The organism is Nonomuraea gerenzanensis, from assembly GCF_020215645.1.
GTDB lineage: Bacteria > Actinomycetota > Actinomycetes > Streptosporangiales > Streptosporangiaceae > Nonomuraea > Nonomuraea gerenzanensis.
The window spans coordinates 23,349-45,811 of sequence record NZ_CP084058.1 but is presented as its reverse complement, the minus strand read 5'-3'; the positions used below and the strand labels follow the sequence as shown (position 1 = coordinate 45,811).

Genomic DNA, 22,463 nt, shown 5'->3' with positions numbered 1-22,463 from the left:
GTAGCGGATCCGCAGGGAATCGAAACGGGCCGGCGCCAGGGTGAGGTCAACCGACCGGCGGGCGGCGGTGTTCTTCCACCGCCCCGTCCTCTTCCTCCCCTGGAGTCACATGTCCACGCGTTGGGCCGCGCTGCCCGTGTTGCTGGTCGCGGTGTTCGTGACCACGCTCGACTTCTACGTCGCCAATCTCGCCGTGCCCTCCATCCGCGCCGACCTGGGCGCGGGGCACGCCGCCGTGCAGCTCGTGGTCGCCGGGTACGGGCTGGCGTACGCGGCGGGGCTCATCGTCTCCGGGCGGCTCGGTGACCTGTACGGGCACCGGCTGGTCTTCGCCGTGGGGCTGGCGGTGTTCGCGCTGGCGTCGGCGGGGTGCGGGCTGGCGGGGGACGCGGGGATGCTCGTGGCGTGCCGGGTGGGGCAGGGGGTCGCGGCCGCGCTGCTCGCGCCGCAGGTCCTGGCCCTGCTCGGGGGGCTGTACCAGGGAGGTGATCGGGTCAGGGCCTTCGGGTGGTACGGGAGTGCCGTGGGGCTGGCGGGGTTGAGCGGGCAGGTGGTCGGTGGGGTGGTGGTGGCCGTCGATGTGATGGGATTGGGGTGGCGGGCCTGCTTCCTGGTCAACGTCCCCATATGCCTGACCGCTCTGGCCCTGACCCCCCGCCTCCTCCCCCGCACCCCACCGGCCCCGCCGTCCGGCGGCACGCAAGCACCGCCGCCCAGCGTCGCACCGCGTTCCGGCGCCATGCGGACACCATCGTCCGGCGCCGCACCGACTCCGGGCCCCCGCACTTTGGCGGCCCGGCGCCCCCGTGACCTCGACCTCGGTGGCGCGGCGCTCGTCACGGCCGGGCTGGTCGCCTTGGTGCTGCCGTTGGCCGAGGGGCGGGAGCAGGGGTGGCCGGGGTGGGCGTGGGCGTGCCTGGCCGTCGCGCCGGTGCTGCTGGGCGCGTTCGTGCGGCGGCAGCGCCGGCTGGCCGCCGAGGGGCGGGTGCCGCTGCTGGATCTGGCGGTGTTCGGGGAGAAGGGGTTCGTCCGGGGGCTGGTGGCGGCGGGGCTGCTGTTCGGCACGTCGGCGGGGTTGTCGTTCGTGCTCGCCCTGTACCTCCAGGACGGGCTCGGGCTCGCTCCGCTGGCCGCCGCGGCCGTGTGCACGGCGCTGAACGCGGGCTTCTTCGCGGCCTCGCTGCGGCCGGGGCGGTTCGGGGCGCCGGTGCTGGTGGTGGGGCTGGCGCTGGTGTACCACGCGGTGGGGGCGGGGCCGTGGGCGGTGGGGGCGGCGTTGCTGGTGACGGGGGCCGGGATGGGGCTGCTGATGTCGCCGCTGCTCTCCTCCGTCCTGTCCTGCGTACGTCCTGAGCGCTCGGCCGCCGCGGCCGGGGTGCTGGGGACCGTACAGGAGGCCGGGGGAGTGCTCGGCGGGACGGTCACCGGAGCGGTGTTCCTGGCGGCGCTGGACGGCGGGTGGGACCCGGCGGCGCGGGCCGGGCTCGCAGTGTTGATCGTGGCGTCGCTGGGCGTGCTGGCCTGCTCGGCGACCCGCGCGCCGGCTCGGGGTGCGCAGCGTGAGCGACGACCGGCTCGGGGCCGTTTCACGTGAAGCACGGACCAAGCGCGGCTGACCGTCCACCTGAAGCACAGATCGGGCGCGGCCGACCGTGCACAAGGACCACGGATCGGGCGCGGGTGAAGCACGATCGGGTGTGCCGACCGACGGGGTGGCGTGGAATGCTTGACGCATGGCGCCGTTCCGTCTCGCCCGCACCGCGGTGTTCGCCGTGGTGTGCCTCGGGCTGGGTGTGACGGCGCACGTGCTCGGCGGCGGGTCCGTGCCGGTGCCGGCCATGGTGGCGGCGCTGGGGCTGTCGTTCGCGGCGGCGTACCCGCTGTCGGGCCGCGAGCGGTCGTTCGCGGCGATCCTGCCGCTGCTCGCCGGGTTACAGGTGATTCTGCACCTGCTGTTCTCGCTGTCCCACGCCGCCTCCCCGCATGCGCTGGCCGGTCACCTCCACTCGGGCCTGGTGCCGGATCTCGGCATGCTCGTCGCCCACGGCTGGGCCGTCGGGATGACCGCGCTGTGGCTGGCGCGGGGCGAGGCCGCGCTGTGGGCGCTGCTGCGCCGCCTGGCCGTGCGGCTGCTGGTCATCCGGCTGCCGCTGCTCGCCACCACTCCTTTCTCCACCTCCCTGGGCACGACCGAGCCGCCCGTGCTGCGCTCGGCCGTGCTGCGGCACGTCGTCAGCAGGAGGGGCCCGCCACGGGCCGCCACCGCCTGATCTTCCCTGGTCGGGCGAGCCGGTTCCCCTCTTCAGACGACCCCGCCGCCCGGCAGGGGCTGCTTCGGCATGCCGGGCGGAGAAAGGCAACCCACCATGTACGTTCGTCATGCCCTCGTGCTCGCGTCCGCCGTCGTGGCGCTGACCGCCTGCGGCGGCACCGCATCCCCCGAGCCCGCGCCGACGACCAGCGCGAGCGCGGCCGCCGCGCCGTCATCCGCCCAGTCGCCCGCCCAGTCGCCCGCCACCGCGCTCACCATCACCGACCCCTGGGTGAAGACCACCGAGAAGGGGATGACCGCCGCCTTCGGCACGCTGGTCAACAACACCGACGCGCCGGTGACGATCACGTCGGGCACCTCCCCGCTGTCCCCCACCATCGAGCTGCACGAGGTGGTCGAGGACGGCGGCAAGATGGTCATGCGGCCCAAGCAGGGCGGCTTCGTCGTGCCCGCCCGGGGCACCCACCGGCTCCAGCCCGGCGGCGACCACATCATGCTGATGGGCGTCACCGAGGAGGTGCTGCCGGGCGCCAGGATCCCGTTCACGCTGCAGGTCGAGGGCGGCGAGCCGCTGGAGTTCACCGCCATCGGCAAGGACTTCGCCGGCGGCGAGGAGGACTACCAGCCGGGGCACAAGTGATCAGCCGCCGCGGGCTGTTCGCGGGGGGCGCCGCCACGGCGGCCGGCGCCCTCGCGACCGCGTCCGGAGCCCTGTCGCGCGGCGAGACGGAACGGGAAGCGATCACCCTGACGACCGGGCCGGCCGTCGAGCCGTTCCACGGCGCCCACCAGGCGGGGGTGGCCACCGCACCGCAGGCGCACGCCGTGTTCCTCGGCTTCGACCTGCGCAAGGGCACCCGCAAGGAGGCGATCGTCCGGCTGCTGCAGCTGCTCACCGACGACGCGGCCCGCCTCACCCAGGGGCGGCCCGCGCTCGCCGACACCGAGCCCGAGCTGGCGGCGAGCCCGGCCAGGCTGACGATCACGTTCGGGTTCGGGCCCGGGCTGTTCGCGGCGGCCGGGGTGGACGCGCCGGTGGAGACGCTGCCCGCGTTCTCGACGGACCGGCTGGAGCAGCGGTGGAGCGGGGGTGACCTGCTCGTCCAGGTGTGCGCGGACGACACCGTGACGGTCGCGCACGCCGTACGCATGATCGTGAAGGACGCGCGGTCCTTCGCCCGCGTACGGTGGACGCAGCGTGGCTTCCGCAGCACCAACCGGCGCAACCTGATGGGCCAGATCGAGGGCACGGTCAACGCCACCGACCTCGACCGGGCCGTGTGGATCGGCGCGGGCCCGCTGCGCGGCGGCACCACCATGGTGCTGCGCAGGATCCGCATGCGGCTGGAGACGTGGGACGCCGCCGATCGGGTGGCCAGGGAGTTCACGATCGGGCGGCGGCTGGGCAACGGGGCGCCGCTCACCGGGGCGGCCGAGACCGACGCGGCCGACTACGCCGCCGAGAACCGGCTCGGGTTCCCGGTGATCTCCGAGTTCGCCCACATCAGGCGGGCCCACGTGGCCGATCCGGCGCTGCGGCTGCTGCGGCGGCCGTACAACTACGACGAAGGGCTGACAGCCGAGGGCGAGTCGGACTCGGGGCTGCTGTTCGTCTCCTACCAGGCGGACGTGGCCGCGCAGTTCGTGCCCGTGCAGCGCATGCTGGCCGAAGGGGACCTGCTCAACGAGTGGGTCACCGCTATCGGGTCGGCCGTGTTCGCCGTCCCGCCGGGGTGCGCGCCCGGCGGGTGGATCGGGGAGGCCCTGCTGGGCTGATCCCTCCGGTGCCCGGGTGGCCGGCCCCTAGCCGTACCGGCCGCTCGGGGACGGGCGCAGCGCGGCGGCCACGTCGGCGGCGAGCGGCTCGATCTCCGGCGGGTCCAGGGCGGAGACGGTCAGGCGCAGCGCGGGCGGCGAGCCGAGGCGGTTGCGGGCGCCGGGCGCGCAGGCCCAGCCGCGCGACAGCAGGCGGGTGATGGCGGTGGACTCGTCGGCGACGGGCACCCACACGTTCAGGCCGCTGCGGCCGTACGCGGGCACCCCGCGTACGGCCAGCGCCGCCACCAGGCCGTCCCTGCGCCGCGCGTACGACGCCGCGACCGCGCCCGCGTCCACCGCGCCGGTCCGCCACAGGTGGGCGACGGCGTGCTGCAGCAGGTGGCTCACCCAGCCGGCGGCCAGCCGCTGCCGCCCACGCAGGCGGCCGAGCGTGACGGGATCACCGGTGAGCGGCGCCAGGCGCAGGTCGGGGCCGAGCGACTTGGCCGTGGAGCGGACCAGGATCCACCGCGTCGTGGCGCCGGCCAGCGGGTGCAGGGGCAGCTCCACGAACCCGGAGCCGTGGTCGTCCTCGATCAGCAGCACCTCGGGATGCCGCGCCAGCAGCTCCCGCAGCTCGGCGGCGCGGGCCGCGGAGACGGCGGCTCCGGTCGGGTTCTGGGCGCGGGCGGTGATCACCACGGCCCGCGCGCCGTCGTGCAGCGCCCGCCCCAGCTCCTCGGCCAGCGGGCCCTCGTCGTCGAGCCGCATCGGCACCGGGCGCAGGCCCAGCACGGCGACCAGGTCGAGCAGGGCCGTCCAGCCCGGGTCCTCGACGGCGATCGCGTCGCCGGGGCGCAGGTGGGCGATGAGGACGCGCTCGACCGCGTCCAGGGTGCCCGACGTGATCGCCAGCGGCCCTGGCGGCACGCCGTCGGCCCGCAACCGCTGCCCGGCCAGGGCCAGCAGCTCCTCGTCGTCGCCGGTGCCGTACATGGCGGGCCGTTCCGCGTGCGCCCTGGCGGCGGCGGCCAGCGCGTCGTGCAGCGGCGGCAGCAGGCGGGGGTCGGGGTTGCCGGTGGCCAGGTCACGCACGCCCGGCGGCACCTCGATCCGGATCTCCTCGCGGAACGTGCTGGCCGGACGCGGCCTGACCCTGGTGCCCCGCCGCCCCGCGGTCTCGATGACGCCGCGCTCGCGCAACAGCCGGTACGCCGCCGCCGCAGTCCCCGGGCTGACGCCCGCGCGCTGCGCCACCTCGCGGACCGGCGGGAGCGTCTCCCCCGGTGACAGCCGCCCTTCTGACACGGCGACCTCGACACTCGCCGCTATCTCACTGGCCGTGTCACCCGTTATCGGGTATTTTCCTAGCACAATACACATTATGTACTAATACAAAGGTGGTCCGTGTGCTCATCCATCCATGGGACGCCGCCAGGGACGACGAGGAGTGGCGGAGCTGGCTGCACACCCGCGACTTCGGCCAGCTCGTGGTCAACGGCGTGGACGGCGCGGCGCCCGTGGTGGTGCCGACGCACTTTCTCTACGACGGGGACGCGGAGGTGCTGCTCCACCTGGCCAGGCCCAACCCGATCTGGGAGGCGCTGGAGGCCAACCCCGTGGCGGTGGTGAGCGTGCACGACGACTACGCCTACATCCCGACCTCCTGGCGCTCCGACTCCCCCGAGACCGGCGTGCCGACCAGCTACTACGCCGCCGTCCAGCTCGTCTGCGCGGCCCAGATCGTGGACGACCGGGCGGGCAAGGCCGAGATCCTGCGCCGTCAGCTCGCCCACCACCAGCCGGGCGGCGACCACGGCGAGGTGGCCGCCGACGCGGGGCCGTACCACAAGAGGTTGTCGGCGATCCGGGGGCTGCGGCTGCGGGTGCGGGAGGTGCGGGCCAAGTTCAAGTACGACGACCACCAGACGGCGGAGCTGCGCGAGCGCGTCGCGCGCGGGCTGGCCGAGCGCGACCTGCCGCGCGACGGCGGCGCCCTGGCCGAGCAGCGCAGACGAGCCGGGCCCGCCGGACGGTGAACTCTACGATGGAGGCATGACCGACCAGGACGAACCCGCCCGCGAGCAGGTGCTCGACTGGGTCGAGCGGGTGGCGGCGCTGGTCTCAGGGGAGTGGGGGCTGGCCCCGATCAGCGGCCGCATCCTGGGCTGGCTCATGGCCTGCCACCCGCCGGCGCAGACCGCCGCCGACCTCGCCGGGGCGATCGGCGCCAGCCGCGCGTCGCTGACGGCGAACCTACAGCTCCTGACGTCGGTCAAGCTCGTGCGCCGGTTCCGCAGGCCGGGCGAGCGGAACGTGTACTACGAGATCGAGCACGACGCCTGGTCGAAGGTCATCCGGCAGCAGCTCGCCGCGTTCACCGCGTTCGACGAGCTGGCGGCCGAGGGCCTGCGGCTGGGCTGGGCCGACGAGACGCGGGCGGCGCGCATCCGGTCGGCCAGATCCTCCATCGCGGCGCTGACCGAGGTGCTCGACCAAGGCTGATGCACAACCTGTGGACAACTCCCCCAGTCTGTGGATAACCCTGTGGCGATCCACACCCGCGCGAGGGCCGCTCATGGTAGTGACGGCACCCGCGCCGGACGTGCCCGCCCCCGGCTCCACCGGTGGACGTTTCACCTGGTCAGCGGCACACTGGGACGACTTCCCCGAGGTTCCATACCACACCCTCGGCAGCCGCCGCGAGGTAACGGCGCAACCCTGGTCAACAGGCTGCGAGCCCCAGCCCACAGCCTGTGGATGAACTCGTCACCGACGCCCGTAGGTGAGGCGGCGCAGCACGGTCTCGGCCGGTCCCCTGCGGGGCGCGAGCAACGCCGCCAGCACCACGGTGACCAGCCACGCCACGACGGCGATGCCGGAGGCCGCCGCGTCGCCGACGCGGGTGCCGAGCCCTCCCGCGTACGGCGCGAACACCGACACGAAGATCACCGACTGGAGGAGGTAGCAGGTCAGCGACCACTGGCCGGTCGCGGCGAGCGCCCTGACGACGGGCCCTGACGACATCCGCGCGGCGGCGAGCCCGATGATCGCCGCGTACGCCAGCCCGCCCGCGATGCCGGTCACGCTGTGCAGCGCGTACGCCGACACCGCCACCAGGTCGGACGTGGCCCACACCTGGGTGTCGATCAACGTCAGCGGCACCCCTCCCAGCACGGCCAGCGCGGTGCCCACGGTGGCGACGCGCACGAGCAGCGGCCGGTGCGCGGCAGGCTCCTCCAGCACCCGGCGCCGCGCCGCCCAGATCCCGAACAGGAACGCGGGCACCACGCTGGCGGCGAAGTAGGTGGGCGTCATCCCGGACCAGCCGATCAGCCGCATCATCAGCGCCTCGACCGGATCGGCCATCGCCGCCGGCGTGTCGCCCTTGGGCGCCGAGATCGTGAGCAGCCCGAACCCGTACAGCACCACCACGTGCAACACGAGCCCGACGACGGCCGCCCGCAGCACCGCCCGGTCCTCCTTCCGGATGAACCCGACGAGCACGAGCCCGATCAGCCCGTACGCCCCGAGGATGTCCCCGAAGAACAGCAGCAGCGCGTGGCAGAACCCGAAGGCCAGCAGCCACAGGCTCCGCCGGCGCAGCACCGAGCGCACCTGCGGCCAGCTCCGGCCCGTGGCGAGCTGGCGGTTGGCGAGCTGGACCAGGCCGTAGCCGAACAGGGCGGCGAACATGGGCAGCGCGCGCCCGTCCACCAGCAGGATCTGCACCCCGGCGACCAGCCGGTCGAGCGGGCCGCCGTCGAGCGCGTATCCGCGGAAGCCCGCCTCGTGACCCGACAGGTACATGTGCGCGTGCGCCAGCGCGATGAGCAGCAGCATCAGCCCCCGCGCGAGATCGGGAGCGAGCGCGCGCCGCGCGATGGGGGTGGCTTCCCGCACGGGAGCCGGTGGAGCGATGGACATGGCTGTCCCCTCGAATCTAGATACACGACTGTAGCTAATCTCCACGGTAAAATACACTGGCGTAGCTAAACAAGGGGCGGACATGGACGAGCGCACCATCCGGACACGCCGGCGAGGCGAAGAGCTGATCAAGGCCATCCACGACGCGGCGCTGGAAGAGGTGGTGGAGGTCGGCGCGGGGCGGCTGACCATGGACGGCATCGCCAAGCGCGCGGCCACCCCCCGCAGCACGCTGTACCGCCGCTGGTCGGACCCGATCGAGGTGCTGCTCGACGCGCTCTACCACCAGCACCCGGTCGAGGAGCCCACGCCCGGCGCCACCGACCTGCGCGGCGACCTCGTGCGCGCCCTGCGGCTCATGGTGGAGTGGGCCTTCAGCCCGGCGGGCCGGGCCGTCTCGGCCATCCTCACCGACCCCAAGAGCGCCGCGCTGATGTCGGAGGCCCTGTTCGAGCGCGTCTTCTCGCACCGCGGCGGCACGTTCACCCGCACCGTGCTGCAGTACTACGCCGACCGCGGCCACTTCCCCGCCGACCTGCTCACCCCGGTCGTGGCCGACCTCGGCGAGGCCCTGGTCACCAAGCACCTGCTCGACGCCGGCGCACCGCCTTCCGACGAGTACCTGGCGGCGATCGTGGACCAGGCGATCCTGCCCGCGATCGGCCTGCGTCCCGGCCGTGATTGAATCGCGCCATGGCTGTGGACCGTGAGCGGAGTGTCGTGTTCGGCCAGGCGGTCGAGTTGTACGAGGCGGCCAGGCCCGGCTATCCCGACCGGCTCGTGACCGAGGTCCTGGAGTACGCCCCCGACGGCCCGGTGCTGGAGGTGGGGGCGGGGACGGGCAAGGCCACGGCCGCCTTCGCCGCTCGCGGGATCGACCTGACCTGCGTCGAGCCCGACGCGAGGATGGCGGCGGCCCTGGCGGCCAAGTGCCCCGGCGTCCGGGTGGAGATCGGGATCTTCGAGGACTACACCCCTGATCGGCCCTTCGCCCTGCTGTACTCGGCCCAGGCGTGGCACTGGGTGGACCCCGAGCGCCGCTGGGACCTGGCGCACGCGGCACTGGCCCCCTCCGGCGCGCTGGCGCTCTTCTGGAACCACTACCTCGTCACCGACCCCGGCCTGCGGGCCACCCTCGCCGAGGTGGACCACCGCCACGGCGTGAGCAGCTACAGCTCGCACCAGGACACACCGGTCAGGAACGAGGAGGTCCAGCACCTGCTCTCCGGCGACCCGCGCTTCACCGACCTCGACGAGCGCTCTTACTCGTGGACGGAGTGGTACGACGCCACCCGCTACCTCGACCTGGTCCGCACCATCCCCGCCTACCGGATCCTGCCCGCGGAGCGGCGGGAGCCGTTGCTGGCGGAGCTGGCCTCGGTGCTGGGCGACGGGGTCGAGATGACCTTCGTCACCGACCTCACCCTGGTCAGGCGAGCCCCGGCATAACATCACCCCGGGCGGTCGGCTCAGACAGCCGGTGCCGCGTCGTCCTTCGCGCTCACCTGGTGGCCGACGTCCTCGTCCTCGGCCGCGGCCAGCACCGCCTCCATCAGCCCCGGATAGCGCCCCTGCAGCTCCTCCCGCCGCAGGGTCACGAAGCAGCGGGTGCCCTCCTGCCGCGTACGGGTCAGCCCGGCGTCACGCAGCACCCGCAGATGATGGCTGAGCGTGGACTTGGCCACCGGCGCCCGCAGATCACCCCAGCCGCGCTCGCGCCCGTCGGCCAGCACCCGCACCACGCCGACCCGGATCGGGTCACTGAGGGCGGCCATCACCTCGGTCAGCGTGATCTCGCCCACTTCGGGGTGATGTGCCCGTCTCATGGCTCCATGGTAGCTTGTTCGATGTTTCACGAACATCGAACGAAGGATCGTCCCGTGACCGCCTCACTACAGGACCAGGTCGTCATCGTGACCGGCGCAGGATCAGGGATCGGCTGCGCCACCGCCCTCGCCTTCGCCAGCGCCGGAGCCCACGTGCTCGCGGTGGGCCGCCGCGCCGAGGCCCTGCACCGGACGGCCGCCCAGCACCCCGGCATCGCCGTCCTGCCGGCCGACATCACCCGCGCCGGCGCTCCGCAGGACGTCGTCGACGCGGCGGCCGGCCGCTGGGGCCGCGTGGACGTCCTGGTCAACAACGCCGGCGCCACCGCCGTCATGCCGCTGGCCGAGACCGACGCCCAGCGCGTCACCGACCTCCTGGCACTCAACGTGGTCGCGCCCAGCCTGCTGGCCAAGGCGGCGCTCCCGTACCTGCGCGCCGGCCGCGGCACGATCGTCAACATCTCCAGCACCTTCGGCCACCGCCCGCTGCCCGGCGCCGCCCACTACGCCGCCTCCAAGGCCGCCCTCGAACAGCTGACCCGTAGCTGGGCCCTGGAGCTGGCCGCCGACGGCGTCCGCGTCAACGCCCTGGCCCCCGGCCCCACCGAGAGCGAGGCCCTGACCGCCGCCGGCCTCCCCGACGACGTCATCGACCGGTTGAAGCAGGACGAGACCGCCCGCATCCCCCTCGGCCGCCGCGGCACCCCCGAGGAGGTGGCCACCTGGATCGTGCGCCTCGCCGACCCCGCCGCCACCTGGCTCACCGGCCAGGTCCTCACCATCGACGGCGGCCTGGAGCTCGGCTGAACGACGCATCTCCATCAGCCCCGGCGGCCGGTGCGGATCAGTAGTAGGCGCGCATCAGCTCGGTCGCCCACTCCGGCTGCACCGTCTCGCCCTGCGGGCCGAACTCGGCCATGTACGGCTTGACGTCGAGGACCGGGCTGCCGTCGACGGCGTCCAGGCCGCGTACATGAAGATCCAGCCCATCGACGGCGAGCAACCGGCAGCGGGAGACCCCCAGCAGGTTCGGGCGGTTCTTACCCCGCTGGGCGAAGATGCCGACCCGCGGCCAGTCGGGGTTGCCACGCGGGTGACGAGCCGAGGTGGAGATCGCGGACGGATCCACGAGATGGAACCGGAACACCACCTCCAGATGCGAGAACGCGTCCAGCCCGGCGAGCGTGTCCGGCCCGAACCGGGTGCCGTCGATGCGGATCACCGCCTGCTCGGCGTTCCAGTCGTCGTCGAACGCCTCGGCACGGCCACCGACGACGACACCTACGGGCTCCACAGTGATGCTCTGCACGACATCTCCTCCATGTACTGTCCGGCCGATCACGACCGTAAGGCCCCGATCGCCCCGGCACGATCGGTCAGCCGACTGAACTTCGGGAGGCCGGAGCACAGCACTGTGACGGGGAGCGTGTGAAGGAGATCACTCTCGCGCCCGTCACACCGGCCGTCCCCTGCCCGTCCTCCTGGGGACGCCCGCCCCTCCCACCACCCAGAGGACACCATGGAACACCTCGGACAGCCGGCTCCCCCGACCCCACGCCACGGAAGGCGCTGGCCGCGCCGGGTCGCCGCCGTGCTCGCCGTGCTGGTGGCCGTGACGCTGTTCGGCGCGTACGGCTGGCGACCGGCGGCCGTGGACGGCTACCGCTCGGCGTACGAGAGCAGCTATCTCGACACCCCCCTGGCGCGCTTCCACTACAGCAGGACAGGCAGCGGGTCACCGGTGGTGCTGGTGGCGGGCGGGGCGCAGTGGCTGTACTCCTACCGACACACCATCGCGGCGCTGTCCCGCGAGCACACCGTCTACGCCGTCGACCTGCCCGGCCAGGGATACACCACCGTGAAGGGGGAGTTCGCCTACGACATCCCCGGCATGGCACGGGCGCTCGGAACCTTCCTGGACGCGGCGAAACTGCCGGCCGTCCGCTTGGTCGGGCACTCCTGGGGAGGCGCCTGGTCGCTGTACTACGCCGAGCACCACCCGGCCCGCGTCGACCGGCTCGTCCTGCTCGACTCCCCTGGCCTGGACAAGCCGCTCGCCTCGCAGACGGCGCTGTTCTCCATCCCCGTCGTGGGGGAGCTGGCGGTCAAGCTGATGGGCCGCGCCGACTTCGAACGGAGCCTGCGCACCGCCTTCGCCCACCAGGACCGGGTCACCCCCGAGGTCGTGGACGAGACCTGGCACTGGATGTCCCGCCCGGACAAGCGGGAGGCGTTCGTCCGGCTCGTCCGCAGCCAGGACTACACGGCCACGGACGCCGGGCTCGCCCGCCTGCGCGCCCGCACCCTGGTGATCTGGGGACAGGCCGATCAGTGGCTGCCCGCCTCCTACGCCTCGGAGTACGGCAGGCGCATCCCCGGCGCCGTGGTGCGGATCATTCCCGGCGCCGGGCACAACGTCCACGAGGACGCCCCGGAACAGGTCAACCCGCTGCTGGCCACCTTCCTCGGTGACTGAGCACCGCTGGCGGCGCCGGGTTCGATCTATGGCCGGCACCGGCAAGGAGGCCGCCACGGCGGCACCGCTGGAGGCACCGGCCTCAAGGTCACCATCCGCGTCATCCACGCTGCCCTGGACCAGAGTTTCCCTTGTCGCGCCGCTCGAAGATCGCAAGGGCGACGGCAGCGAGCATGAATCCGATGCCTATCAGGGCGCTTGAGATCGCGAAGCCGGGTGCTCTCGCCACATCTCCGAAGATCGTGCTGAGGATCGCGATGGCAAGGGCGATCGTGCCGGCCACCAACGCGTAGGTGAAGAGATCGCGATCTGTCACGGACCGTCTCCCACTGTGAGGGCAGAGATCAAGGAGGGGCCACGATAGCCGCTTTTCAGTACGCATCCCGGGTGATGTCGGACGTCCTGGCGACACATAGGGGGTGTGACTGTGGATGAAGAAGCAGACTTCACGCTCCTGTTCCAGGAGCACTACGAGTCGGTCCTTCGATATGCGTGGCGGCGCGTCGGCCCCTCCGACGCGCCGGACATCGCCAACGAGACGTTCAGGATCGCGTGGCAGAAGCACCGGGACATACCACCCGACCGCCCACTGCCGTGGCTGTACGTCACAGCCCGCAACCTGATCCGCAACCTCGTCAAGAAGGAGCAGCGGCGCGAGGAGGTGCTCGCGGTCCACGACGCCGGCGACATCGGCGACCACGCCGTCGCGGTCGTCGCGCGGCAGGCCGCCCTGACGGCACTGAACGACCTGAGCGAGAGCGACAGGGAGCTGGTGCTGCTGGTCGCCTGGGAAGGGCTCGACCTGCGCGAAGCGGCCCAGGTCGCCGGCTGCTCCAGAGCGGCGGCCGCGATGCGGCTGCACCGCGCCCGCAAACGGCTCGAACAGTCCCTCGCCGACCACCCTCACCACCGGCCGGAACTCGGAGAGAGCGCCATATGAACCACGATGTCAAGCAGCTCAGAAGCCTGCTCCGGGCACACGATCCGGCCGCCGGGGTGCGCGCCGACCCGTCGGAGCTGGCGGCGCACGCCCGGCGCATCATGGCCGCGTCCGGGCCGCAACCCGCGCCCCGCAGGCGGACCTGGAAGCCGGTGGTGCTCACCGTGGCGCTGGGCACCGTCATCGCCGTGGCCGCCCTCGGCGTCGCGGTCTGGCCACGACCGGCGGCGGCGCTGGAGTTCGCCAGGTCGGGCGAGGACTACATCGTCACCGTGAAGGACGTCTACGCCTCGCCCGAGCAGTACGCCGAGGAGTTCCGCGCGCGTGGCCTCCCGGTCACGCTGGAGCTGGAGCCGGTGTCACCGAGCCTGGTGGGCAAGGTGGTCGGCGGTCACGGCACGTCGGCCGAGGAGGCGACACCGCAGATCGAGCCGATCCCCGACCCGGGCTGCCCGGCCTTCGAGGACCCCTGCACCGTGAGGCTGCGGATCCCCGCCGACCTGGCAGGGCCCGCCGGCGTGATCCTGGGCAGACCCGCCAGGGACGGTGAGAACTACGCCACCACCGGCGAGATCAGCGCCCCAGGGGAGGTGCTGCACTGCGTGCCCTACCTGCGCATGACGGTGGGGCAACTGCGCGGCGAGCTGGCCAAGCGCGGGATGGACATCGACTCCTTCCGCGTGGGAGCCAAGCGAGAGGTCCGCCGCGATGTGCCCGATGGGTGGTGGCCATCGGGGGTGCTCCTGTCGGGGCGTACCAAGGTCGTCATCTATGCCGGTCCCGAACAGGCGGAGGTGTCTTCCTGGTACCGCGACGCCCAGGCCGGGTGCGCCGACGGCGGCTGAGCACCGTCACGCCTGCGTGGGCTCTCCGGCGGCCGGCCGGGCCTTGTCGCTGTACGGCGCGGGCCACTGGCTGCAGCTCGACTTCCTCCGGCCAGTGCGCCGCCTGGACAGTCCATCCAATCCATATACAGTATGTCCAGATGGATCAGAGAACCGTGGAGGATCGGTGTGGTGATCAAGGTGCTGGCCTACCTGACGGACCCCGCCGACCTCCGGTCCCGGCGCAACCGCGTTTACGCGGCCTTCTTCACCGAGCCCCGCCCCGCCCGTAGCTGCGTCGGCGGTCCGGTCGGGGCCCTCGTACGTGAGCCGGCCGCTCATGAAGCGTGAGCAGGACGCGATCATCGCCGCACTCACCCCCGTCGTGGACGGCATCGTGGCGACCCTGGGCTCATTCTGCGAGGTGGTGGTGCACGACTTCCGCCGCCCGGAGAACTCGGTGGTCGCCATCGCCGGCACGGTCACCGGCCGCAGCGTCGGCGGCTCGATGAGCGAGATCGGCATGGGCCTGCTCGCCCGCGGCGACCAGGCCGAGGACCAGCTCAACTACGTCACCCGCACCAAGGACGGCAAGCTCGTCAAATCCTCGACCATGGTGCTGCGCGACAGCACCGGCACCATGTTCGGCGCCCTGTGCGTGAACCTGGACATCACCGCCGTCACCCAGGCCCACACGCTGATCGGGCAGCTGGCCGGGCTGGCCGCCCCCACCGGCGCGCCGACCACGACCTTCGGCGACGACATCGACTCCGTCGTTGCCGCCGTCGTCGACGCCCATCAGCTCGACCAGGGCAGACCCTGGGCCGACCTGAGCCGCGCGGAACGCCTGAGCCTGTTCAGGGCCCTGGACGAACGCGGCGTCTTCGCCGTACGCCGCGCCGTCCCCCAGGTGGCCGCCCGGCTCGGCATCTCCCGCGCCTCCGCCTACCAGTACCTCTCCCAGGCCCGCGACACCTCCCAGGCCCGCAACATCTCCCAGGCCCGCGATACTTCCCAGGCCCGCGACACCTCCCAGGAGCAGCAAGCATGACGAACGCCCTTCCGGTCACCCTCGACGACGTCCGCGACGCCGCCACCCGCATCAAGGGCGTCGCCCACCGCACGCCCGTCCTGCGCTCGCGCACCCTGGACGCCCTGGCCGGCGCCGAGGTCCTCCTCAAGTGCGAGAACTTCCAGCGCATCGGCGCCTTCAAGTTCCGCGGCGCCTACAACGCCGTCTCCCGCCTCACCCCCGAGCAACTCGCCCGGAGCATCGCCGCCTACTCCTCCGGCAACCACGCCCAGGCCGTGGCCCTGGCCGCCCGCGAGCTCGGCAGCACCGCGGTCATCCTCATGCCCGAGGACACCCCGCGTTCCAAGATGGAGGCCACCGCCGGCTACGGCGCCGAGATCGTCACCTACGACCGCTACACCGGCGACCGGGTCGCCATCGGCGAGGCCCTGGCCGCCGACCGCGGCCTGGCGCTCATCCCGCCGTACGAGCACCCGCACGTCATCGCCGGCCAGGGCACCGCCGCCCTGGAACTCATCGAGGAGACCGGCGACCTGGACGCGCTCCTGGTCCCGATCGGCGGCGGCGGACTGATCGCCGGCAGCGCCACGGCAGCCAAGGGCCTGCTGCCCGGCATCCAGGTGATCGGCGTCGAGCCGGAGGCGGGCGACGACACCAAACGCTCGCTGGCGGCGGGGGAGCGGGTATCCATCCCCGTCCCCCGCACCATCGCCGACGGCCAGGCCGCCGACATCCCCGGCGAGCTGACGTTCTCCATCAACAAGCACCTGGTGAACGACGTCGCCCTCGTCTCGGACGACGACATCCGCGCCGCCATGCGTTTCGCGTTCGAACGCCTGAAGATCGTCGTCGAGCCCAGCGGCGCCACCCCGCTGGCCGCCCTGCTGTCGGGGCGGCTGGAGCCCGTACCTGCCCGAATCGGCCTCATCATCTCCGGCGGCAACGTCGACGCCCGCCGCTTCGCCGAGCTGTGCGCGGACGCGCCCCAGGTCCAGCCCGCCTGAGCCCCCAGCCCGTCGGGGACCAGCGGCAGCGGCGTCACCTCACAAGGAAGAATCCGCCAGCTCCCGGATCACCTGATCCAGCCGTCCCGCGAAACCGCGCTCGTAGAGCTTGACGTAGAGCTCGTCCGGGTCGCGCCCATACCTGCGTATCTCCGCCGCACGCACCCGCAGCCGCTCCCGCGCCTCCCGGACGATCTCCACAGGCCGCCCGCGCCACCCGCACGCCTCCAGTAACAGCCACAGCCGACTGTTCCCGGGGTCCAGGTGCCCCGAGCCGCCAACGCGCCGTGGGGAGGGCACGTAGCCGGCCACGGCCTCGTGATGGTCACGCGGCCAGCGGGCCGCCTGGACCAGCGCGTCCTCACTCCATGCCCACGCCGACGCCGACGGCCGGTACCCCTCGGGGCCGCCGTGAGGCCAGGAGCATCGTAAGCGGCCATCTAGAACTCCAGGTCGACGGACCAGGTGAATCCAGGTGGATGGCCAGAAGGCTCCCGATAGGCGGACATCAGAAATCCTGCTCGATGGCCACGTGATCTCTTGCTCTTGCCGTTACTACCGGAGCTCCTGAAACACGACAATGACTGACCGCGATCGAGAGAGACGCGATGCGATGCGATGCGATGCGCCGCTCGTCCTGCGATACGGCGGTCCTGCTTTGCGACGCTGGCCGCCGCGCAGGACGAACCCGGTGACCTCGCCGCCATGGGAGCATCCGTACCGCCGTCGTGCCGATGGGGGTGGTGTCAGAGAGTCAGCCGGTCTGATCACCGGATCGGACCAAGAGGCGTTCCCAGGCCAGGGCTGCGACCACACCGATGGCATAGGCGACCAGGTCCCATGGGTCGGGGAACGCACCGACCAGGACACCGCCGATCCCCGGCGGGGTCATACCGACTATCTGGTAGAACTCGACGGCGGCGGCGATCGCGGCCGTAGCCAGGGAGCGGCGTGCGGCGGTGGTGCGCCACAGCAGCCCCAAGAACGCGTAGACCAGCATGGTGGCGCCGACGTCGCTCACGTAACCGCGGATGAACGGTTGTCCCGGGCCCCGGTAGAAGAGGACGAACGCGCCGACGGCGAGGGCGACGCCAGCCAGAAGGACCATGGCGCGGCGCATGAGATTGACATCTTCTCCGAATCTCAACGATCAGGACGAACCTGATCATAGAGCTCGTCCCTCATGGCGGCATGCTGATTGCGTCCTCGATGACCGCGCCATGGCCGATCCAGCCAGGCTCGCACCACTTGATCTCATCGCCGAAGCCCTCATCCCATATCCTCGCCCAGCCACCACCCCGCTCCTCGGCTCTCTGCTTCATCAGAAACCACGCCCGCCGGGTCCGCAGCGCGAACACCACGACGAGCCGGGAACGGTCGACGTCTCACATCCGTAGGCGTCGGCCAGGATGGCCGCCTCATCCACCCGGCAATGCATGACCGTCCGCCGGGAAATCTCAAGGCCGCCAGCCTGGATCATGCCGGCCGCCCATCTGGAGAAATCCCTGACCGTGCACAAGCATGCCGTCTCACCTCGGCGAAAGGACGGCGACAGTACGGCGTAAGGGTGGTCTGTGAGCATGAATCCCATGGAGATCCGACATGCGCATGGCCTTCGGACTCGCAGGTCCGCAAGGAGGAGGACGATGAAGAAGATCGCTGCGACGCTGCTGGCCGGCCTCGCGTTGATGGCCGTGGTCGCGACTCCGGCGAGCGCCGGAACGGCGGCGGGAAATGCGGCGGGAAAGGCCTCGCGGGCTGCTGACCCGCCGAATGGAGTGACACTCAAGTTCGTCAACGCCTGGAGCAACAAATGCATGAACATCCCCAGCGGCTCCACGGCCCAAGGCGCGAAGATAACGCAGTTCACCTGCGGAACCTGGTGGGACCATTACTGGGTCCTGGAACCCGAGCCCCTCAGCTCCAGCTTCTATCGGATCAGGAACTACGGCACGAACCAGTGTCTGGCTGTGCCCGGCGGTTCGATGGAACGTGGCATCCAGCTCATCCAGTGGCCTTGCGGCACGTACGAGGATCATCACTGGCGCTTCGTTCGGCATGCCGATGGCAAGTACTGGGTCATCAACAAGCACAGCGGCCAATGCCTCGCCGTCATGGGCGGTGACTGGGCGGACAACGCTCCCGTGATCCAGTGGCCCTGCGGCAGCTGGCGGGATCACTTCTGGGGGATCGGCTGATCAGGCGCCCTCCGAGCCTCTCCCGCACCGAACGGGCGGTGAGGCGGCTGAGGGGCCGACGGGCTGCTCGCCGACCATGCCAACGGCACCGCCCTCATCCTTACGAACGCCGAACTGACGTGAACACGGCCCGGCCCGGTCGCGAGGCAAGCGCTCACGGTCAAATGACGGCCAAACAAACAAGAGGCCGAATCCACGATCTCGGGATCCAGCCTCTGAGCTGTTGCTAATCTGTGGGGCTACCAGGACTTGAACCTGGGACCTCTTCCTTATCAGGCAACTCGAACACAGGTACCGATCACCGGGGGCACCGTGTTGAGCTGGGCAGAAGAGGTCACCGACGTCCGCCGACGTCCGTGATCGTCCTTGCTGATTGTCACGCAGGCCCTCAAGCAGCCGAGCCGCCATGACGTCGCCTCCGCATCGGCCAGCCTTTAGGGAGACTGCAGGATCCGCTGCTTCCATAGATCGTTCAGGCGGGCACGCTCTCGCCGATATAGGAAGTCTGGAATCGGCGGTGCAGTAGCGGTTGCCACACAGTAATCGCCATATACCGCAAGAAGAGCATCTAGTCGTCTCGTCTTCAGTTCATCCTCACTGCAGGTAGCGAGCTTTTCCAGACGACGATCCAAAATCTCGATTTTGGTCTCCGCTGACCTCCAGGAGAGTATTTCGCTCACCTGAGTCACGGCAGCCCCGGATGCTAGTACAGCCACCAAGATGCGTGCAAGGACTAGGTTCTGACTGGAAGTGAGTGGGATTGCGACGAGAACAGACAGAACGCCAATAGCTGCGATCCAGAGCGTTATTCTTGTGTATCGCGCAGCCGTAACCTTATACAGACACTTGCCCCAGAAGGCATTCTCCTGCATATGCTCACAGAGTCGTTGCGCTCCCACTTTTGTGCCACTGGCGAAATAATCTGGATCCACAGACGACTTAGCCTTCTCACGGCTCTTCTCGCTCACTCGACTGAGCCAGTTACTCAGATCAAGTTTCTCTGAAGTTGGACCCAATGCGTCGAGGAGAAGGCCACGCATTCTTCCCTCGTCGCCCACCCCATGGAGTTGACCAGCTTTATGGCGATAGATCCAGGAAGACATCTGGGTGATCAAAGCTAGCAAGGCTGGTATATATGTATAGGTGTTGGGTATCAGGATGGATCCTACACCCAGCACAAAAGTAGCCAGTTGCAGATGACGACTTAAACTATAACCCTTAGATGCCTTTGTCAGCTCTGCATTAGCTATGGAGATGATCTCGGCAGACGACAATGGGGAACTGCTCACCAAAAATCCTCCTCCATAGAGATGCGGATCCCACTATGTCTCCGATCTCCTGCAGTTCACAAGCTCGCCTTGCCACGCTACTTGCATCCTTGAGGCCAGGAGCCTTAATGCTCACTTGCGCCCCAAGGCGCAACGTTGCGCTTTGAAAGAACCTGGCTATAGCCTGCGGCAGTTCGGGGAGCTCTTTCACAAACGTCTCGCAAGCAATAAGTTCGAGCTCGTATGACGCAACTTGATGTCCGTGTATGCGCGCCCACCACTTGACTGCACGAACCAGCTTTTTGAAGTCGGGACCGCAAATTTTTACAGCCGAAGAGGTGCGTCGAGTCTGATCATCTGGGCTATACCGCAGCCATCCTTTCCGATCATTCCTTGGAATGTCGAAGTCGCATAGACCTCCATCTGCACCCTTACGATCAAAGGCGGGCATGAAGTCAATGCCATAACCATTGACGAAGGAAACCGATACGGCGGCACCCGAAATCTTCGCCTCGTAACCCGCAGTTCTTAACAGCCGAATTAGCAAGTCTAGAGCATAGTCTACCGTGGGCCGCTGTGCCGACGGGAGATCGAGAATGACAATCACATCAACATCGGAGTATCGTTTTATAGCAGTTGTGCGAGCCATTGAGCCCGTCATAATGCACTTCGATATCCCGCTACAGCGAGAGACATATTCCATTAGAATATCGGCTCTCGCGAGGGCCGATCTTCGCTCAGCTTCACCTAGAGATATTCTGTCAATGAACTCGTCGAAGCATTCCCGTATTTTATCCATTGCCACAATCGATGCGAGCAGTCATCATGATGATATGCCGGAATCATACCGATTCGCCCCTTTTGTGACGTAACGATATGCAACCTAGTCCATCTGGTCGGTGTAAGAATACCGCTATCGTTCCAGAAAAGAGAAACGTCGATGTCCGCGTCAACCATGAGGGGATGCCGGCAGGCTTACAGAACCGCCGCTTACCGCGTCGACGCAACTCACGAGTCGACAGCGCATGGGCGCGCTAATGATGATCCAGAGGCGGGCTGCTAGGTGAGGAGCCAGCCCGGGCGAGATCGGGACGATGGTCAGCAGCTTCTCGATCGCGGCTTCGCCCGTGGCCTCGGTATAGACCTTCGGTAGCCGTAGGGACGCTGAAACACTGGGGGGCACAGCCCACGGTTCGTACCGACATTACTGTCCCCCATGCTGTCCCTTCGGCTGTGAGGATCGTCGCACCCCTGAAGGGGATGAGGGACAGCGGGGACAGCAGGGACACTAACTATGGCTTCGAGTCAGTCAGAAAGTCTCTGATTGCTTGAGAGCCGGGAGCGCCCACAGAGTTCAGGTCGTAGGCGGTGCGGCGGAGTTCGATTACAGCGTAGGCGTTGAGCGCTGTAGCGTCCGGAGCAATCTTCAGAGCTGTGGCGGTGGCGGCTTCGGCGTCTCCCTGCGTGGCCTGTGCCCGGGCAAGGCAGGCTCCATACCAGGCACGATCACGGCGATAGTGGGCAGGCAAGGAAGACAGGCCGCGTTCGAGGTAGTCGGCGGCGCGGCGACCGTCGCCAAGCTCCAGCTCAGCCATACCGCGTTGCATGAGGAACCAGCCCTCGTCGTAGAAGTACATCCAGGGCGGTTCCTCCTCGGGCTGTTCGGCGGCGGTTCGGATGAGGTCTTCGGCTTCGGCGAGCCGGATGCGCGCCAGATTGGCCTCGCCCAGTTGTGCGTGACCCCGGCCGGCCATCTGGACGGCCATGCCCTGCACGCCGTAGCTGCTGCGGCCGTCGTGCCAGCGGGAGGCTTCGGCCAGGCGGACGCAGCGGGGAGCGTCGCCGAGGCTCCAGGCTTGGTGGGCGCGCATGTTCAGGGTGGTGGAGGCCAGGCATGCGTCTCCGGCTTCAAGGGCCCAGGCGTGGGAGCGGTCGTACCAGGCCAGGGCGGCGGCGTGCTGGCGGGAGTCCTGGCACATCCAGGCGATGAACTGGGCGTACTGAGCCAGAACGGCAACGGCCCGGTCGGCCAGCGGGCCACGGGCGCCTCGCGCAAGGTCGGCCACAGTCGAGAGCTGGGCGTGGATCAGCGGCAGGAGAGGCTTGCTACCGATGGTGTCCTCGACGCGGCGGTGTTCAGCCAGGCAGTGTTCCAGCCATTGCACGGTCGCCATATCGACGCGGGACGGATGCTCGATCGCGCGGGTTATGCGCTCGTACAGGTCGGCGTCCGGGGCCAGCGTGGGCAGGGCGAGGGTGGGGACCGGCTTGATGACGGTGCCGAACAGCTGGTCTTCCGTCAGGCCGAACGCCTTGCAGTAGAGCCGGGTGTAGAAGGCGTCCGGGCGGTGCTCGCCGGTCTCGTGGCCCCGGATGCGGCGGATGAGGTTCGGCACCTCGGTCAGCGGCTCGTCGGAGACCCTGATCAGTTCGCGGGCCAGGTCGCGCTGGGACCAGCCCTTGGCGGTGCGCGCGGCGAGCAGGCGGGTGGCCCAGACGGGAACCTCTGGGATGTCGGTCATCCTGTGCTCCTCCGGGGACGGGCGGACACGGGGGCGGACATCAGGGGTCGCCTCTCAGTGTCCTCTACAGGCGTGGTACCGCGCGTGGCTCTGATGTAGTCGTGCACTTCGACACCGAGGGTTTCTACTCGTGGACGGCTTCTGACGACGACGGCCGAGGCTCGTGCGGCATCACCGGCGAACTGGAGCGGGCCTCCGTGCGCCTGCGGCAGGCACTGGAGTCGTTAGCGCCCGGCGCCACGGGCGCGGTGCAGTTCGTGCGCCTGGACCGTTACGCATCAGACCCCTCCTATATCTACGGCGTGACCCTGCTGCGGCTGCACAGGGAGAAGGCCATCGCCGCCGCCGAGTGAGGCCGGCGGATCCGTATGTCAGATCAGTCATCGCGTTGGGCGGCGCTGTCAGGCGCCGCCCC

Annotated in this window: 26 protein-coding genes; 16 read left to right on the top strand and 10 right to left on the bottom strand. The window is 69.8% G+C overall.

Annotated elements, in window-relative coordinates; genetic code table 11:
* Positions 1-109: 109 nt before the first annotated feature.
* The 4 genes from LCN96_RS00255 (at position 110) to LCN96_RS00240 (ending at position 4,048) form a co-directional block, all read left to right on the top strand.
* Positions 110-1,594, top strand: a complete 1,485-nt coding sequence (locus LCN96_RS00255; RefSeq protein WP_225270567.1) for an MFS transporter — start codon at positions 110-112, stop codon at positions 1,592-1,594.
* A 139-nt stretch (positions 1,595-1,733) separates the two neighbouring features.
* A complete protein-coding gene (locus tag LCN96_RS00250; RefSeq protein WP_225270566.1) occupies positions 1,734-2,270 on the top strand; it encodes an MFS transporter in 537 nt (178 codons plus the stop codon).
* A gap of 96 nt (positions 2,271-2,366) precedes the next feature.
* Positions 2,367-2,912 carry a copper chaperone PCu(A)C gene (locus tag LCN96_RS00245; protein WP_225270565.1) on the top strand — a complete coding sequence of 182 codons (546 nt, stop codon included), beginning with the start codon at positions 2,367-2,369 and terminating at the stop codon, positions 2,910-2,912.
* The gene (locus LCN96_RS00240; RefSeq protein WP_225270564.1) at positions 2,909-4,048 is read left to right on the top strand and encodes a Dyp-type peroxidase; all 1,140 of its coding nucleotides are present in this window, start codon (positions 2,909-2,911) and stop codon (positions 4,046-4,048) included. The genes LCN96_RS00245 and LCN96_RS00240 overlap by 4 nt, the downstream gene beginning before the upstream one ends.
* 27 nt (positions 4,049-4,075) lie before the next feature.
* On the opposite strand, the gene LCN96_RS00235 is transcribed toward LCN96_RS00240, so the two are convergent.
* Positions 4,076-5,413, bottom strand: coding sequence for an aminotransferase class I/II-fold pyridoxal phosphate-dependent enzyme (locus LCN96_RS00235; RefSeq protein WP_225270563.1), 1,338 nt, complete (start codon positions 5,411-5,413; stop codon positions 4,076-4,078).
* A gap of 26 nt (positions 5,414-5,439) precedes the next feature.
* Here LCN96_RS00235 and LCN96_RS00230 point away from each other — a divergent pair, with 26 nt between their 5' ends.
* Positions 5,440-6,069, top strand: a complete 630-nt coding sequence (locus tag LCN96_RS00230) for an FMN-binding negative transcriptional regulator (RefSeq protein WP_225270562.1) — start codon at positions 5,440-5,442, stop codon at positions 6,067-6,069.
* Between the two features lie 16 nt (positions 6,070-6,085).
* Positions 6,086-6,535, top strand: coding sequence for a GbsR/MarR family transcriptional regulator (locus LCN96_RS00225; protein WP_225270561.1), 450 nt, complete (start codon positions 6,086-6,088; stop codon positions 6,533-6,535).
* A gap of 264 nt (positions 6,536-6,799) precedes the next feature.
* Here LCN96_RS00225 and LCN96_RS00220 read toward each other — a convergent pair whose 3' ends face one another.
* A complete protein-coding gene (locus tag LCN96_RS00220; protein WP_225270560.1) occupies positions 6,800-7,957 on the bottom strand; it encodes a DUF418 domain-containing protein in 1,158 nt (385 codons plus the stop codon).
* An 82-nt stretch (positions 7,958-8,039) separates the two neighbouring features.
* On the opposite strand from LCN96_RS00220, the gene LCN96_RS00215 reads away from it, so the two are divergent.
* A complete protein-coding gene (locus LCN96_RS00215) occupies positions 8,040-8,642 on the top strand; it encodes a TetR/AcrR family transcriptional regulator (RefSeq protein ID WP_225270559.1) in 603 nt (200 codons plus the stop codon).
* 8 nt (positions 8,643-8,650) lie between these two features.
* Positions 8,651-9,406, top strand: a complete 756-nt coding sequence (locus LCN96_RS00210) for a class I SAM-dependent methyltransferase (protein WP_225270558.1) — start codon at positions 8,651-8,653, stop codon at positions 9,404-9,406.
* Positions 9,407-9,426: 20 nt separating this feature from the next.
* Here LCN96_RS00210 and LCN96_RS00205 read toward each other — a convergent pair whose 3' ends face one another.
* Positions 9,427-9,783, bottom strand: a complete 357-nt coding sequence (locus LCN96_RS00205) for an ArsR/SmtB family transcription factor (RefSeq protein ID WP_225270557.1) — start codon at positions 9,781-9,783, stop codon at positions 9,427-9,429.
* Positions 9,784-9,837: 54 nt separating this feature from the next.
* Between LCN96_RS00205 and LCN96_RS00200 the strand changes: the two genes are divergently transcribed.
* Positions 9,838-10,590: an SDR family NAD(P)-dependent oxidoreductase gene (locus LCN96_RS00200; RefSeq protein WP_225270556.1), complete on the top strand. Its 753-nt coding sequence runs from the start codon at positions 9,838-9,840 to the stop codon at positions 10,588-10,590.
* A 37-nt stretch (positions 10,591-10,627) separates the two neighbouring features.
* Here the strand turns inward: LCN96_RS00200 and LCN96_RS00195 are convergent, their stop codons facing one another.
* Entirely contained in the window at positions 10,628-11,092 is a 465-nt protein-coding gene (locus LCN96_RS00195; RefSeq protein WP_225270555.1) for an SAM-dependent methyltransferase, read from the bottom strand.
* Between the two features lie 210 nt (positions 11,093-11,302).
* Here LCN96_RS00195 and LCN96_RS00190 point away from each other — a divergent pair, with 210 nt between their 5' ends.
* The gene (locus LCN96_RS00190; RefSeq protein WP_225270554.1) at positions 11,303-12,259 is read left to right on the top strand and encodes an alpha/beta fold hydrolase; all 957 of its coding nucleotides are present in this window, start codon (positions 11,303-11,305) and stop codon (positions 12,257-12,259) included.
* 100 nt (positions 12,260-12,359) lie between these two features.
* Here LCN96_RS00190 and LCN96_RS00185 read toward each other — a convergent pair whose 3' ends face one another.
* Positions 12,360-12,575, bottom strand: coding sequence for a hypothetical protein (locus LCN96_RS00185; protein WP_225270553.1), 216 nt, complete (start codon positions 12,573-12,575; stop codon positions 12,360-12,362).
* A 111-nt stretch (positions 12,576-12,686) separates the two neighbouring features.
* Between LCN96_RS00185 and LCN96_RS00180 the strand changes: the two genes are divergently transcribed.
* The 4 genes from LCN96_RS00180 to LCN96_RS00165 all read left to right on the top strand — a co-directional run bounded on the left by LCN96_RS00180 (position 12,687) and on the right by LCN96_RS00165 (position 16,060).
* A complete protein-coding gene (locus LCN96_RS00180) occupies positions 12,687-13,199 on the top strand; it encodes an RNA polymerase sigma factor (RefSeq protein ID WP_225270552.1) in 513 nt (170 codons plus the stop codon).
* Positions 13,196-14,044, top strand: a complete 849-nt coding sequence (locus tag LCN96_RS00175; protein WP_225270551.1) for a hypothetical protein — start codon at positions 13,196-13,198, stop codon at positions 14,042-14,044. The genes LCN96_RS00180 and LCN96_RS00175 overlap by 4 nt, the downstream gene beginning before the upstream one ends.
* Before the next feature lie 319 nt (positions 14,045-14,363).
* On the top strand, positions 14,364-15,074 hold the full coding sequence (locus LCN96_RS00170; RefSeq protein WP_225270550.1) for a helix-turn-helix transcriptional regulator: 711 nt from the start codon (positions 14,364-14,366) through the stop codon (positions 15,072-15,074).
* Positions 15,071-16,060 carry a pyridoxal-phosphate dependent enzyme gene (locus tag LCN96_RS00165; RefSeq protein WP_225270549.1) on the top strand — a complete coding sequence of 330 codons (990 nt, stop codon included), beginning with the start codon at positions 15,071-15,073 and terminating at the stop codon, positions 16,058-16,060. The genes LCN96_RS00170 and LCN96_RS00165 overlap by 4 nt, the downstream gene beginning before the upstream one ends.
* Positions 16,061-16,099: 39 nt before the next feature.
* Here LCN96_RS00165 and LCN96_RS00160 read toward each other — a convergent pair whose 3' ends face one another.
* The 3 genes from LCN96_RS00160 to LCN96_RS00150 form a co-directional block, all read right to left on the bottom strand.
* Entirely contained in the window at positions 16,100-16,261 is a 162-nt protein-coding gene (locus tag LCN96_RS00160; RefSeq protein WP_225270548.1) for a hypothetical protein, read from the bottom strand.
* 553 nt (positions 16,262-16,814) lie between these two features.
* On the bottom strand, positions 16,815-17,180 hold the full coding sequence (locus LCN96_RS00155; protein ID WP_225270547.1) for a DUF2809 domain-containing protein: 366 nt from the start codon (positions 17,178-17,180) through the stop codon (positions 16,815-16,817).
* A gap of 61 nt (positions 17,181-17,241) precedes the next feature.
* Complete coding sequence (locus LCN96_RS00150) at positions 17,242-17,421, bottom strand: hypothetical protein (RefSeq protein WP_225270546.1); 180 nt, start codon at positions 17,419-17,421, stop codon at positions 17,242-17,244.
* Positions 17,422-17,706: 285 nt separating this feature from the next.
* Here LCN96_RS00150 and LCN96_RS00145 point away from each other — a divergent pair, with 285 nt between their 5' ends.
* Positions 17,707-18,258 carry an RICIN domain-containing protein gene (locus LCN96_RS00145; protein ID WP_225270545.1) on the top strand — a complete coding sequence of 184 codons (552 nt, stop codon included), beginning with the start codon at positions 17,707-17,709 and terminating at the stop codon, positions 18,256-18,258.
* A 434-nt stretch (positions 18,259-18,692) separates the two neighbouring features.
* On the opposite strand, the gene LCN96_RS00140 is transcribed toward LCN96_RS00145, so the two are convergent.
* Both LCN96_RS00140 and LCN96_RS00130 read right to left on the bottom strand, forming a co-directional pair.
* On the bottom strand, positions 18,693-19,547 hold the full coding sequence (locus LCN96_RS00140) for a hypothetical protein (RefSeq protein WP_225270544.1): 855 nt from the start codon (positions 19,545-19,547) through the stop codon (positions 18,693-18,695).
* 1,271 nt (positions 19,548-20,818) lie between these two features.
* The gene (locus tag LCN96_RS00130; RefSeq protein ID WP_225270542.1) at positions 20,819-22,048 is read right to left on the bottom strand and encodes a helix-turn-helix domain-containing protein; all 1,230 of its coding nucleotides are present in this window, start codon (positions 22,046-22,048) and stop codon (positions 20,819-20,821) included.
* Between the two features lie 101 nt (positions 22,049-22,149).
* On the opposite strand from LCN96_RS00130, the gene LCN96_RS00125 reads away from it, so the two are divergent.
* Positions 22,150-22,401, top strand: coding sequence for a hypothetical protein (locus LCN96_RS00125; RefSeq protein WP_225270541.1), 252 nt, complete (start codon positions 22,150-22,152; stop codon positions 22,399-22,401).
* The last annotated feature ends 62 nt before the right edge of the window (positions 22,402-22,463 follow it).